This is a genomic window from Lacinutrix sp. (assembly GCF_023299985.1).
Taxonomy (GTDB): Bacteria; Bacteroidota; Bacteroidia; order Flavobacteriales; family Flavobacteriaceae; genus Lacinutrix.
In genome coordinates, this window is sequence record NZ_JALZVX010000094.1 from 1 (window position 1) to 12,782 (window position 12,782).

Below are 12,782 nucleotides of genomic sequence, written 5' to 3' on the forward strand. Positions count from 1 at the left end.
CTACGTAAATTTACGTAGTAAAGAGTAATTCTCTATATTTTGTTAGTGGCCAAAGCTCATCGTCTACCAATAATTCAAGTTTATCGCAAGGATATCTTATATCTTCTAATAATGGTTTTACAATATTACAATATGCCTCAGCTTTACGTTCTATAGATTTAATTTGGTTAGATTTCTTTCTAGCTCCTGTCATATCATTTACTAAATTATTAATAGATTCAATATATTTAGATATCTCTTCTATTAAATGTAATTGCGCTTGAGCTACTTTTTTAAACTCTTTTCCATAAATTTCTTTTAAACCTTTTACATTCTCAATTAATATATTCTGATACTTAACTGCAGTTGGCACAACATGGTTTCTAGCTAAATCACCTAGTACTCGGCCTTCTATTTGGATACGCATAATATAATCTTCGAGTTCAATTTCATAACGTGCTTCTACTTCTGTAGCGTTCATAACTCCCAAATCTTTATATAGAGACAATGCTTTTTTAGAGATTTTTACTTTTAATGCCTCTGGTGTTGTTTTATTATTACTTAATTTCCTCTTCTTTGCTTCCTTTTCCCATTCTTCACCATAACCATTACCTTCAAATAAAATCGCTTTACTTTTTTTAATATACTCTCTTAAAACATTAAAGACAGCCTCATCTTTTTTAAGATCCTTTTTAACAATCAATGCATCTACTTCAATTTTAAAATCTATTAATTGCTTTGCAACTATAGAATTCAACAATGTCATTGGGTTTGCACAATTAGCTTTAGAGCCTACTGCTCTAAATTCAAATTTATTTCCTGTAAAAGCAAAAGGTGATGTTCTATTTCTATCTGTATTATCTAAAAGTATTTCTGGAATTTTACCAACAACATTAAGTTTTAAATCTGTTTTTTCCTGTGGTGACAACTTTCCGTTAGTTACATTCTCTAATTCATTTAAAACATGTGTTAGTTGTTCTCCTATAAATACAGAAATAATTGCTGGAGGCGCTTCGTTTGCTCCTAATCTATGATCATTACTTGCAGAGGCTATTGCCGCACGAAGCAACTCTTCATTATCGTGCACAGCTTTTATTGTATTAATAAAGAAAGTTAAAAACTGAAGATTGCTCATTGGTGTTTTTCCGGGACTTAGCAAATTAACACCTGTATCTGTACTTAAACTCCAGTTATTATGTTTTCCAGAACCATTAATACCTTTAAATGGTTTCTCATGAAATAACACTTTAAAATTATGACGTTCTGCCACCTTATCCATAACATCCATTAATAATGCATTATGATCTACTGCTAAATTTGCCTCTTCATATATAGGAGCCAATTCAAATTGATTTGGCGCAACTTCGTTATGTCTTGTTTTAACAGGAATGCCTAATAACATACATTCAGTTTCCAGATCCCTCATGTAAGACATGGCACGATTTGGAATGGTTCCAAAATAATGATCGTCTAATTGTTGACCTTTTGCCGAATCATGTCCTAACAAAGTCCTTCCTGTTAATTGAATGTCAGGTCGAGAAGATACTAAAGCACTATCTATTAAAAAATACTCTTGTTCCCAACCTAAAGATGCATTTACTTTTTTAACATTTTTATCAAAATATTTACAAACTGCCACAGATGCACTATCTACAGCTTGCAGAGCCCTTAATAAAGGTGTTTTATAATCTAGTGCTTCTCCTGTATAAGCTACAAAAACAGTAGGTATGCATAATGTTGTACCATAGATAAACGCTGGAGATGTTGGATCCCAAGCCGTATATCCTCTAGCTTCGAAAGTATTCCTTATTCCTCCATTAGGAAAACTAGAAGCATCAGGCTCTTGTTGCACTAATTGAGTACCTCCAAACTTTTCAATTGCTTCATTATTTTCAATAGTTTCAAAAAAAGCATCGTGTTTTTCTGCTGTTGCTCCTGTTAGCGGTTGAAACCAATGTGTGTAATGCGTAACACCTTTAGAAAGTGCCCAGTCTTTCATTGCAGAAGCAATTTGGTCCGCAATAGCTCTATCTATTTTTGCTCCTTTTTCAATAGCATTAGTAAGACCTATAAAAGCATCGCTTGTTAAAGTTTGACGCATTTTTTTTGAATTGTAAACGTTTTGACCGAAAATTTCAGAACGCCGTTTTTCTTCCTTAATAACTACAGGTTTCCTATTTAACGTTTCTTTAATTGCAAAAAATCTTAGAGTTGACATATTTCTGACTGTTTTTTTACAAATATATCAAATCTAACACGTTTTACTATATAAAATACTTTATACCCATAAAAAATAAGGGTTGTTAATATCTATTTGATAAAAAACATAATTTTTACTCTGTTTTTAAATAGGTTAATTAAAAATCATTTTATATTTGCACCTATATTTATTAAAACTATTTGTAATTATTATGAGTAAATCTAAACTAGAGTACATTTGGCTGGATGGCTATAAGCCAACGCAAAACATGAGAAGTAAAACTAAAGTAGAAAATGACTTTAGCGGAAAATTAGAAGATTGCCCTATTTGGTCTTTTGATGGATCTTCTACAAAACAAGCCTCAGGTGGTGCATCAGACTGCTTACTAAAACCAGTTGCTATTTATCCAGATCCTGCAAGAAAGAATGGCTTTTTAGTTATGACTGAAGTTTTGAATGCTGATGGAACACCACACGAAACTAATGCTAGAGCAACTATTGAAGATGATGATAATGATTTTTGGTTTGGCTTTGAACAAGAGTATTTTATTATGGATACAGAAACACAATTACCATTAGGCTTCCCTATTGGTGGATATCCTGGACCACAAGGCATGTATTATTGCTCTGTAGGTGGGAAAAATACAAAAGGAAGAGATTTTGTTGAAGAACATGCAGACCTTTGTATTGCTGCAGGATTAAACTTTGAAGGTATTAACCAAGAAGTAGCATCAGGCCAATGGGAATATCAATTATTTGCTCAAGGTGCAAAAATAGCTGGTGACGAGATTTGGGTTTCTAGATATTTACTAGATCGCTTAACAGAACAATATGGTTACTATATTGAATACCACCCAAAACCAGTAAAAGGAGACTGGAATGGCTCTGGTATGCATGCTAATTTTTCTAATACAGTATTAAGAACTTGTGGTTCTCAAGAAACATACGAAAAAATCTGTGAAGCTTTTAGACCTGTTGTTAAAGAACATATGGCTGTTTACGGTGAATTTAATGATGAACGATTAACTGGTTTACATGAAACTGCTCACGTAGACGACTTCTCTTTTGGAATCTCAGATAGAGGCGCATCAATTAGAATCCCAATTATTACAGTAGAAAAAGGCTGGAAAGGCTGGCTAGAAGACAGACGTCCAGCGTCTAATGGTGATCCATATAAAATTGCAGGTCGTATTATTAAAACAGTGAAATCTGCAAATATTAGTTAAAACACAAATATTTTACTCATAAAAAAAGCGTTTGAAATTTTCAAACGCTTTTTTTATTTTAAGCAAAAAACTACTACTGTACACAATTATAATTGAAACCCTAAAGTTAGGGTAATATTAGAATTATTTGCATCTACACCTACAGCATCTGTTAATCCAGTACTAAACAATTGATTTTCTCTTGTTTGACTATAAGCATCATAAGTTAAATCTAAATTTGTATTACCAAAATTATAACCTAAACCTAAAGAGTAACCATTTAAGTCACCTATAGTTTTTCCGTTTTTATAAGGACTTTCCTCAAAACGATAACCACCTCTAAAACTAAATTGATTTACTTTATACTCACCACCTAATTTATAGGTTGAAGCTGCTGTTAAATTATTTGAGATAATGTCGTTTTGTGCTCTAAAAAAAGCATCAGATCTCGGCTTTAGCCTTGTATTACTAAAATCTCTTCTTGAATAATCGAAACTTATTAAACCTTGTTTTCCGAAAACATAAGCTAAACTACCTGTTATTTTAGAAGGTGATTGCAAATTGTAATCTGGAAACAGATTAATAACTTGAGGATCTACAATTTGTAGAATATTTTCTCCATTTTCAACTCTAACGGTTTCAATGTACTGAGACGTCTCCTCTGTAATTGTCATCCAAGTAGGAGAATCATAAGTAAAACCAATCCTAAATTCATTAGATAATTTATAAATAGTACCAAGTTGAAATGAGAATCCAGATCCATTAGTTAAAATATTGTTTTCAAAACCAACTTCATTCACAATAGAACCCGTGTTATCATTCTTTTCATACAAAAAAGTAGAACGTTCGTAGTTAAGAAAATGAGAATTTAAATTTAAACCTAAATATAAATCATCTCCATATTGCGCTCCTAAATTAAAAGCTATCTTTCCATTATATCCTGTTGCTGCATAAGTGTATTCTTGGTCAAAAACACCTGCTGCTATGTTAGATGCATAAATTGTATTATCATCGTCCTCACTAGCAGGTTCTAAAATAAAAGAATCAAAACCTAAATATGCCTGCTGATTTGCAGATCCAAAAGCACTTCCAATTCCAGCATAAGCGTCAGAAGTAGATTCACCAGGTAAAGCCGAAATCTCATCTAACCTTAAACCTTGAGCGTTGTTTAAAAAATATTGATCTATAGATCTAGTATTATCACCTCTTGACCTCCAATTATCATCATAATTTTTAGTATTATCAAAAGCAACACTAAAAGTAAGTTTTCTCCATCGGGAATCTTCATTTCTATTTTTAAACACAAAAACTCCTCCGCCTTGGTTTAAAGATAAATCTGAATCTGAAGAAGAATTTCGACCTCCAAAATAAGAGGTTTCGTTCTCCACATCACTAACATTTAAAGACACAGAAGCAAAACTATTTGTAAAAACAGCAGAACCTGCTGGATTAACACTAACAGCACTTAAATCTCCACCTAATGCTCCAAATGCTCCACTAAGCGCTCTGTATCTGGCAGAACCTATAACCTCTCCATTACTGTAACGCAAAGCATCGTTTATATCTTGAGCATTAATTGTAAACATACACATAACACCTATGAATAAAAATATTTCTTTTTTCATATTATTTTTTAATTCTATTTTCTTTTGAAAAACTAACCACTAACCTCTTCTCCTACTTCCAGATGAAGATCTAGATGATCCTGATGAACTCCTTGTAGAAGATCCTCTAGATCTACTTGGAGACGAAGTCCTTGTACTTGGAGTTGTTGATCTCGTTCTAGGAGTAGAACTTCTAACTCTTGGAGTGTTATTGCTCGATCTAGTTCTTGATGTATTAGATCTAGTTCTTGACGTAGAAGATGTTCTTGTACGAGTAGATGTAGAACTACTTCTTCTTGAAGCTTCAACTCTTCTACCTAAAGCAGAAGTCCTTCCATTAGTAACACCTCTTCTGTTATTATTGTAAGCTAAACCATTTTGCCCATAATAACCGCCATAACCGTAACCTAAACCTCCGTAGCCAAATCCGTTAAAACCATAACCAAATCCTCCATAACCAAATCCGTTAAAACCATAACCAAATCCTCCGTAACCAAATCCGCCAAAGCCATAACCAAATCCGCCATAACCATAGCCAAATCCGCCATAACCAAATCCTAAACCTCTATTCCATCCAAATCTATTCCATCCAAAACCTCTATTCCAAAAATTATTAAACCCAAAACCGTTATTGTAAACATTTACAACAACCTCATTACTATTTTCTCCCCAAGCACCATAACCAGTATTTATATTATCAACTTGAGCATTATCATTCGAGTATTCTCCTTCGTAAGAATCTACATCAACGAAGACCTCTTCGTTATTATCTACACCCAACTCCATAGACTTTTCCTTGAAGTAATTTTTATAATAAGTATTGTCGTTATTTTCTTGCACATCAGCCTGAACAACATCCTGCTGTATAACATCATCATAAACACCATCATTATTCTGCCCAACATATTGATAAGAGCCACAAGAGGTAAGACCAAAAGCAAATAAAACTACCGCAAATGCTGATAATTTATTTAGTAAGTTTTTTTTTAATTGCATAACTGTTTGTTTTTATTGTTGAACATAACAAAAATAGTTAGTTTTGTCGAACTATTTCTTTTTTTAACATAATCACAATATTTGTGCCAAAAGACTATATATGAGCAAAAAACTCACAACAAGAGCAGAAGATTATTCAAAATGGTACAACGAACTAGTTGTAAAGGCTGATTTAGCTGAAAATTCAGCAGTTAGAGGCTGCATGGTTATTAAACCATATGGCTATGCCATTTGGGAAAAAATGCAAGCAGAATTAGATAGAATGTTTAAAGAAACAGGACATCAAAACGCATATTTTCCACTTTTTGTACCTAAAAGTTTATTTGAAGCCGAAGAAAAAAACGCTGAAGGCTTTGCAAAAGAGTGCGCAGTAGTTACACATTATAGATTGCAAAACGATCCTGACAACCCAGGAAAGCTTCGCGTAGATCCTGAAGCAAAATTAGAAGAGGAACTCGTTGTTAGACCAACAAGTGAAGCTATAATATGGAGTACTTTTAAAGGATGGATTCAATCTTACAGAGATTTACCTTTATTAATTAACCAATGGGCAAATGTTGTACGTTGGGAAATGCGCACACGCTTATTTTTAAGAACTGCAGAATTCTTGTGGCAAGAAGGACATACAGCACACGAGACAAAAGCAGAAGCCATAACAGAAGCAGAAACAATGAATAATGTCTATGCAACTTTCGTTGAAAACTTCATGGCAATACCAGTTGTTCAAGGTTTAAAAACTGAAAGCGAGCGTTTTGCTGGAGCAGACGAAACATATTGTATAGAAGCATTAATGCAAGATGGAAAAGCACTACAAGCAGGAACATCTCACTTTTTAGGACAAAATTTCGCAAAAGCTTTTGATGTGAAGTTCACCAACAAAGAAGGAAAAAAAGATTATGTTTGGGCTACTTCCTGGGGAGTTTCAACACGATTAATGGGCGCATTAATTATGACACATAGTGACGACCAAGGCCTAGTACTACCTCCAAATTTAGCTCCAAACCAAGTTGTAATTGTTCCTATATACAAGACAGAGGAGCAACTAGAAGAAATTACAAATGTTGTTAATGGTATAATAAAAAACCTAAGAGCTAAACACATCACTGTAAAATACGACAACAGAACAACCTACCGTCCAGGAGCAAAATTTGCACAACACGAACTACAAGGTGTCCCTTTGCGTATAGCAATTGGATCAAGAGATCTAGAAAACGGCACAGTTGAATTAGCAAGAAGAGACACTTTAACAAAAGAAACCGTCTCTTTAGATTCTTTAACTGAAAAAATTGAAGGATTAATGACTGAAATTCAAGAATCTCTCTTCAACAAGGCGTTAAATCACAGAGACTCTCATACCACTGAAGCAGATAATTTTGATGACTTTAAAACTATTTTAAAAGAGAAAGGTGGCTTTATATCAGCGCATTGGGATGGCACTACAGAAACAGAAGATAAAATTAAAGAAATAACCAAAGCTACTATTAGATGTCTTCCTTTGGAAGGAGAGCTTAAAGATGGTATTTGTGTGTTTTCAGGAAAACCTTCAAAACGTAGAGTATTGTTTGCTAAAGCATACTAAGTAAACTTTTTTAAAAAAAAGTTTACTTAGTTATTGCAAGAGTAGAAAATAGTTGTATTTTTGCATCCGCAATGGAAACGTTGTAAAGTTATTTAAAAAGTTTTTGCAAAAATAAAAATATAATTTATATTTGCTCACTTGAAAATAAATGGCCCGTTCGTCTATCGGCTAGGACGCATGGTTTTCATCCATGTAAGAGGGGTTCGATTCCCCTACGGGCTACAATTTTTTAATAAAATAAAAAAGAAACAAATGGCAAATCATAAGTCAGCATTAAAAAGAATTAGAAGTAACGAATCTAAACGATTAAGAAATAAGTATCAGCACAAAACAACTCGTAATGCAATAAAAAAATTACGTGAGTTAACTGATAAAAAAGAAGCTGAAGCTTTATTGCCTTCAGTACATTCTATGTTAGATAGATTAGCTAAGAAAAACGTTATCCATGCTAATAAAGCTGCTAACTTAAAGTCTGGTTTAACTAAATTCGTTTCTGCGATATAGTTAGATTTATTCTACTACAAAAAGAAAAGCCTATCTAAAATTGATAGGCTTTTCTTTTTGATTATAAGTCGGTTTTATGTTAGCTTATTTCTAGAGTTAGATTCTAAATTATTTCTGCATTAATCCCAGCTTCTAAAATTTTAGAACATCTTGGTTTCAAATCTTTAAGCTCACCTGTTTTAACAGTGCATTTCCCTTTATAATGCACTAATATTGTACATTGCTCAGCTTGCTCTGGAGTATGATCACAGGCTTTAATAAGTGTTTCTATAACGTGATCAAAAGTGTTGACTTCGTCATTATAAACAACAATTTCGTTATTTGGTTTCTCTAAAGTATCAACACTGTGTTGCTCTTGTATTTTTTCTTTGGTACTCATTATGCGTTATTTTATACTAAAATATTAAATTTCGAAGTGTAATGCAACCCAATTATTACGATTTAACTTATTTTTTAATGTTAAACCGTTTTTGTTACATGCTTCTTCAATACTGTTAATATCTGTTTTATAAAAACCACTTAGAAAAAGTGATCCTTTTGGGTTAAGACAATTTGCGTATGTTTTAATATCGTTTAACAGAATATTACGGTTAATGTTGGCTATTATAGTATCGTAAGTTTTGTTTTCTATTAAGCTTGCATCGCCTTCGTAAACACTTATGTTTTTACAGTTGTTTCGTTCTGCGTTTTCTATACTATTAAGATAGCACCAATTGTCTATATCTATTGCATCTATTGGGTTAGCTCCTTTCATCTCAGCTAATATTGCTAAAACTGCTGTACCACAACCCATATCTAAAACAGATTTTCCTTTAAAATCGTTTGCTATAATATGCTGAATCATCATGTGTGTAGTTTCATGATGTCCAGTACCGAAACTCATTTTTGGTTCTATAATAATATCGTATTTAGTGTCTGGTTTTTCGTGAAATGGAGCACGAACAGAACAAAGATTATCTACAATTATAGGATTAAAATTTTTCTCCCACTCGCTATTCCAGTTTACTTGCTCTATCTCATCGAAAGTATAAGAAATCTTGAATTCGTTGCTTGTTAAAACATAAATGTTTTGTAAGATCTCTTTGTGCCATTCTTCTTTTTGAATGTAAGCTGTGACTCCTGTTTCGGTTTCTACAAAACTTTCGAAACCTGCGTAGCCAAGTTCTGCTATTAGAATTTCGGTAGCTGGTTGTAATGGTTCTACTTTAAAGTAATAACCTATGTAAATTGTATTAGACATTGAATAATAAATAGTTATAACAGGTATTCCTGCGTTAGCGGTTGTAATGGCATCCTTTTTTTGCTGCCATATATGGCAAAAAAAGATATAATGAAAAACGCGACCAAAGCAAGCCTTTTGCTTGTTTTGGTAACGCCCAAATTATTAATTTAAAATGCGTTTATAATAGCGTAAAAATCTTGAGATTTTAAGGCTGCTCCACCAATAAGTCCTCCATCTACGTCTGGTTTACCAAATATCTCTTTAGCGTTAGCAGGTTTTACACTTCCGCCATAAAGTATAGTCATATCGTCTGCTACTTGGTTACCGTATTTTGTGTTTAATGTTTGCCTAATAAATTGATGCATGTCTTGTGCTTGCTTTGGACTTGCTGTTTCGCCAGTGCCAATTGCCCAAACTGGCTCGTAGGCTAAAACGATGTGTTTAAAAGCTGCAGCTTCTAAATGAAATAAGGCATTTTTTATTTGACTACCAACAATTTTTTCTTGGTTTCCTGCTTTTCTATCTGTTAATTCTTCGCCAAAACAAAAGATTATTCTCATGTTGTTTTTTAAGGCTGCATCTACTTTTTTTGCAAGTAACTCGTCTGTTTCATTAAAGTAAGCACGACGTTCGCTATGTCCTAGAATAACAGTTTTAACACCTACGCTTTTTAACATTGAAGCGCTAATTTCACCAGTGTAAGCACCGCTTTCTGCATAGTGCATGTTTTGAGCTATAACCTCTATATTAGAGTTTTTTGTTGCATTAAAAGCTTGAAAAAGGCTAACAGTCGTTGGAGCAATCATTACTTCTGCATTAGATGTTTGTTCTTGTTTTAATAAATCTAGGATTAACGCTTCCGTGGCTGGTAAATCGTTATTCATTTTCCAGTTTCCTGCTACTATATTTTTTCTCATTCCTATTCTAACCTTCCCAATGAGAAGGAATTTTTTAATGATTAATTTATATTTCTAATGCTGATTGTATTTTCTTATCGTCTGCTTTTATAGCTCTAAATACTGCTATATTTCCTATTTTATCTACTACTAAGTATCGTGGAATCCAATCTAAATTTAGAAAGGTTGCAAAATCGCCTTTCCATCCAGATTTCATATAATAATGTTCTGCTTCTTGATTGTGTTTTTTAACACCTCTTTTCCAGGCACTTTCGCTTTTATCTAGCGACAGGAAAACAAATACAGTTTCTTTATTATTGGCTTGAAGTGTTTTTACCTTTGGCATGCCTATAATACAATCTCTACACCAGGAAGCCCAAACATCTATTACAATTTGTTTGCCTTTGTATGTTTCTAATATTTTTGAGAATGCTATGTCATTACCTTCTGTATCAAGAAAAACATCTGCCAATGCTTTCTCTGAAAACACTTTAGGCTCTACCTTATATTTCTCTTGACCTTTGCATGATACAAACGACATAAGCAGTGCTAAGATGATAATAGTTTTTTTCATTATGTGTTTTAATTTTTTGAGAGTCCCATCTGTATGAGAATAACTTTATTCTAAAGTTACTTTTGGGTCTAACCAAGCGTAAATAATATCTACAAAAATATTGATAATTATAAAGAGTAATGCAATAATTAACACAGAACCCATAATTACTGGTAAATCTAATGTGTTTAATGCGTTTACTATTTCTTTTCCAAGTCCGTTCCAACCAAAAATATATTCTACAAAAACAGCTCCAGCAAGCATAGACGCAAACCAACCAGAAATTGCTGTAACTACAGGATTTAATGCGTTTTTTATAGCGTGTTTTTTTATAATTTGAAATTCACTTAGCCCTTTTGCTCGTGCTGTGCGAATGTAGTCTTGGTTAAAGACTTCTAATAATGAGTTTCGCATGAGTTGGATAACAACTGCTAGTGGTCTAATGCCTAAAACAAGTGCAGGAAGGATTAAGTTTTTTAATTTAATATTTACTTTTTCACCAAAGTCGTCTAGTTCGTAAAGACTACCTGTCATTTCTAGATTGGTATATTTATGAAGCACAAAGCCAAAGAACCAAGCAAATAGAATGGCACTAAAAAACGAAGGTACACTCATACCAATGGTGCTTAATATTTGTATTGCTTTATCTAAAAAAGTATCTTTTTTTAATGCTGAAATTACACCTAAACTAATGCCTAAAAGTAAGGCTATACCAATGGCTGAGATTGCTAAAACGAAAGTATTAGGCAAGGTTTCTGACAATACTGTACTTACTTTTTTGCCTTGCTTGGTAAACGACTCTCTTAAATAAGGTAGCTTTAAAACAGTTGTTGTATTACCAATAGTAAATAGTTTTGCTTCTGAATATTTGTTTTCCCTTAAAAAGGTATAATCATCTTCTATAGTAGAGTGAAACGAAATAGGAGAGAGGTCGTTTAAATAATAGAGGTATTGTGTACCTATCGATTTATCGAAGCCGTATTTTTTTTTAACGATGGCTAATTGCTCGCTATCTTCATTTTGTCCCAGCATCATTTGTGCTGGATCTCCTGGAAGTACATTAAATAAAAAAAATATGACAGTGACTACTCCAAATAAAGTGAGTAGTGCGTATAATGTTTTATTTAGGAAGTAGTTTAGCAGAATTATTATTTGTTTTTTAATAAATTAATCATCCAATAATTTACTTTTTCTATTTTTTTTATTTCATCTAAAGAGTAATCTTTAAATATGAAATTATCACCATACATGCCTTTGCCGCTTTCCTCAACAGTATTATTATAGCCTGCTTCTTTTCTTATTTTGTTTACATTCTCAATATCTTCAATTGGCCAAATAATATCGGTTGCATTTTCTTTTCCGTAGTTTAATACAAAACCTTGAGTTCCATAAATCTGTTTTTTTCCTTGTTCCATTAAATATCTATCTTCCATCATAGCAACATTCGTAAAAGGTAATTCTCCTTTTTTTCCTGCCTCTTTCATTTTTGGTAAGTATTTAGGGATTTCCCAAGAATGTTGAATTACATACCATGCAGTTAGATTTGTAGGCTTTCCTACTAATGATTTTCCAGGATAACCATGTTTGTCAAAAATAGCTTTAACAAAAACTAAGTTTGTACTATCTATCTTATTTTGAAATTTAAAATTCTCATTATTTAAGCCGGTTTTTCTATATTTTTGATCTAAGACCATAATACTATCTAATTGCTTTTTTAGAGTAAAATCTAAATTTGGTGTGGCATTTTCCAAAGCTGGTAACTCCAAATCTTCAGCATCATTAAAATGTTCCTTTTGTATTACTGTTCCTTTTTCAAGTTTTAAAATTCCAGGATTAGAACGTATTACTGTTTTTAGTGCTTTTTCATCACATAAATAGAAGTCAAAATTTAAGTTGTACGTTTCTTTTATATACTGCTTAGTTTCAGTTCCTGATGCAGACAAGCCAATTACTGTGTAACCGTTTTCTATCGCTTTATCTGTAACTTTCTTCATCTTTTTTAAGCCTTCTTCGTTAGCTTTTTCAAGACTGTAAGACACTACCAT

General features: G+C 32.7%; 12 protein-coding genes and 1 tRNA gene. 4 read left to right on the forward strand and 9 right to left on the reverse strand.

Annotated elements, in window-relative coordinates; genetic code table 11:
• Nucleotides 1-10: 10 nt before the first annotated feature.
• A complete protein-coding gene (locus tag Q0C58_RS04625; protein ID WP_290698116.1) occupies nucleotides 11-2,197 on the reverse strand; it encodes a glutamine synthetase III in 2,187 nt (728 codons plus the stop codon).
• 193 nt (nucleotides 2,198-2,390) lie between these two features.
• Between Q0C58_RS04625 and Q0C58_RS04630 the strand changes: the two genes are divergently transcribed.
• A complete protein-coding gene (locus Q0C58_RS04630) occupies nucleotides 2,391-3,404 on the forward strand; it encodes a glutamine synthetase beta-grasp domain-containing protein (protein WP_290698119.1) in 1,014 nt (337 codons plus the stop codon).
• Between the two features lie 86 nt (nucleotides 3,405-3,490).
• On the opposite strand, the gene Q0C58_RS04635 is transcribed toward Q0C58_RS04630, so the two are convergent.
• Both Q0C58_RS04635 and Q0C58_RS04640 read right to left on the reverse strand, forming a co-directional pair.
• Nucleotides 3,491-5,008, reverse strand: coding sequence for an outer membrane protein transport protein (locus tag Q0C58_RS04635; protein ID WP_290698122.1), 1,518 nt, complete (start codon nucleotides 5,006-5,008; stop codon nucleotides 3,491-3,493).
• A 39-nt stretch (nucleotides 5,009-5,047) separates the two neighbouring features.
• Nucleotides 5,048-5,983, reverse strand: coding sequence for a hypothetical protein (locus tag Q0C58_RS04640; RefSeq protein WP_290698124.1), 936 nt, complete (start codon nucleotides 5,981-5,983; stop codon nucleotides 5,048-5,050).
• Between the two features lie 100 nt (nucleotides 5,984-6,083).
• Between Q0C58_RS04640 and proS the strand changes: the two genes are divergently transcribed.
• From proS to rpsT, 3 genes are all read left to right on the forward strand, one after another.
• Nucleotides 6,084-7,562 carry a proline--tRNA ligase gene (gene proS / locus Q0C58_RS04645; protein WP_290698127.1) on the forward strand — a complete coding sequence of 493 codons (1,479 nt, stop codon included), beginning with the start codon at nucleotides 6,084-6,086 and terminating at the stop codon, nucleotides 7,560-7,562.
• A 150-nt stretch (nucleotides 7,563-7,712) separates the two neighbouring features.
• Nucleotides 7,713-7,784 (forward strand) — tRNA-Glu (locus tag Q0C58_RS04650).
• A gap of 30 nt (nucleotides 7,785-7,814) precedes the next feature.
• Nucleotides 7,815-8,066 (forward strand): 30S ribosomal protein S20, encoded by a 252-nt coding sequence (gene rpsT, locus Q0C58_RS04655; protein WP_290698130.1) that lies wholly within the window; start codon nucleotides 7,815-7,817, stop codon nucleotides 8,064-8,066.
• A gap of 103 nt (nucleotides 8,067-8,169) precedes the next feature.
• Here rpsT and Q0C58_RS04660 read toward each other — a convergent pair whose 3' ends face one another.
• From Q0C58_RS04660 to Q0C58_RS04685, 6 genes are all read right to left on the reverse strand, one after another.
• Nucleotides 8,170-8,445: an ATP-dependent Clp protease adaptor ClpS gene (locus Q0C58_RS04660; protein ID WP_290698133.1), complete on the reverse strand. Its 276-nt coding sequence runs from the start codon at nucleotides 8,443-8,445 to the stop codon at nucleotides 8,170-8,172.
• A 24-nt stretch (nucleotides 8,446-8,469) separates the two neighbouring features.
• Complete coding sequence (gene prmA / locus Q0C58_RS04665; RefSeq protein ID WP_290698136.1) at nucleotides 8,470-9,306, reverse strand: 50S ribosomal protein L11 methyltransferase; 837 nt, start codon at nucleotides 9,304-9,306, stop codon at nucleotides 8,470-8,472.
• A 149-nt stretch (nucleotides 9,307-9,455) separates the two neighbouring features.
• The gene (tpiA, locus tag Q0C58_RS04670; RefSeq protein WP_290698138.1) at nucleotides 9,456-10,205 is read right to left on the reverse strand and encodes a triose-phosphate isomerase; all 750 of its coding nucleotides are present in this window, start codon (nucleotides 10,203-10,205) and stop codon (nucleotides 9,456-9,458) included.
• A 46-nt stretch (nucleotides 10,206-10,251) separates the two neighbouring features.
• Nucleotides 10,252-10,758: a thioredoxin family protein gene (locus Q0C58_RS04675; RefSeq protein ID WP_290698141.1), complete on the reverse strand. Its 507-nt coding sequence runs from the start codon at nucleotides 10,756-10,758 to the stop codon at nucleotides 10,252-10,254.
• A 45-nt stretch (nucleotides 10,759-10,803) separates the two neighbouring features.
• Nucleotides 10,804-11,880, reverse strand: a complete 1,077-nt coding sequence (locus tag Q0C58_RS04680; protein WP_290698144.1) for an ABC transporter permease — start codon at nucleotides 11,878-11,880, stop codon at nucleotides 10,804-10,806.
• A 5-nt stretch (nucleotides 11,881-11,885) separates the two neighbouring features.
• Nucleotides 11,886-12,782, reverse strand: an 897-nt coding sequence (locus Q0C58_RS04685) for a DUF6624 domain-containing protein (RefSeq protein ID WP_366841287.1), incomplete at its 5' end; no start/stop codon positions are given.

Coding starts and splice junctions, on each gene's coding strand:
- Q0C58_RS04640 (WP_290698124.1), bottom strand. CDS start 5,983: ATGCAATTAAAAAAAAACTTACTAAATAAATTATCAGCATTTGCGGTA.
- proS (WP_290698127.1), top strand. CDS start 6,084: ATGAGCAAAAAACTCACAACAAGAGCAGAAGATTATTCAAAATGGTAC.
- Q0C58_RS04660 (WP_290698133.1), bottom strand. CDS start 8,445: ATGAGTACCAAAGAAAAAATACAAGAGCAACACAGTGTTGATACTTTA.
- Q0C58_RS04675 (WP_290698141.1), bottom strand. CDS start 10,758: ATGAAAAAAACTATTATCATCTTAGCACTGCTTATGTCGTTTGTATCA.
- prmA (WP_290698136.1), bottom strand. CDS start 9,306: ATGTCTAATACAATTTACATAGGTTATTACTTTAAAGTAGAACCATTA.
- Q0C58_RS04625 (WP_290698116.1), bottom strand. CDS start 2,197: ATGTCAACTCTAAGATTTTTTGCAATTAAAGAAACGTTAAATAGGAAA.
- Q0C58_RS04630 (WP_290698119.1), top strand. CDS start 2,391: ATGAGTAAATCTAAACTAGAGTACATTTGGCTGGATGGCTATAAGCCA.
- rpsT (WP_290698130.1), top strand. CDS start 7,815: ATGGCAAATCATAAGTCAGCATTAAAAAGAATTAGAAGTAACGAATCT.
- Q0C58_RS04635 (WP_290698122.1), bottom strand. CDS start 5,008: ATGAAAAAAGAAATATTTTTATTCATAGGTGTTATGTGTATGTTTACA.
- tpiA (WP_290698138.1), bottom strand. CDS start 10,205: ATGAGAAAAAATATAGTAGCAGGAAACTGGAAAATGAATAACGATTTA.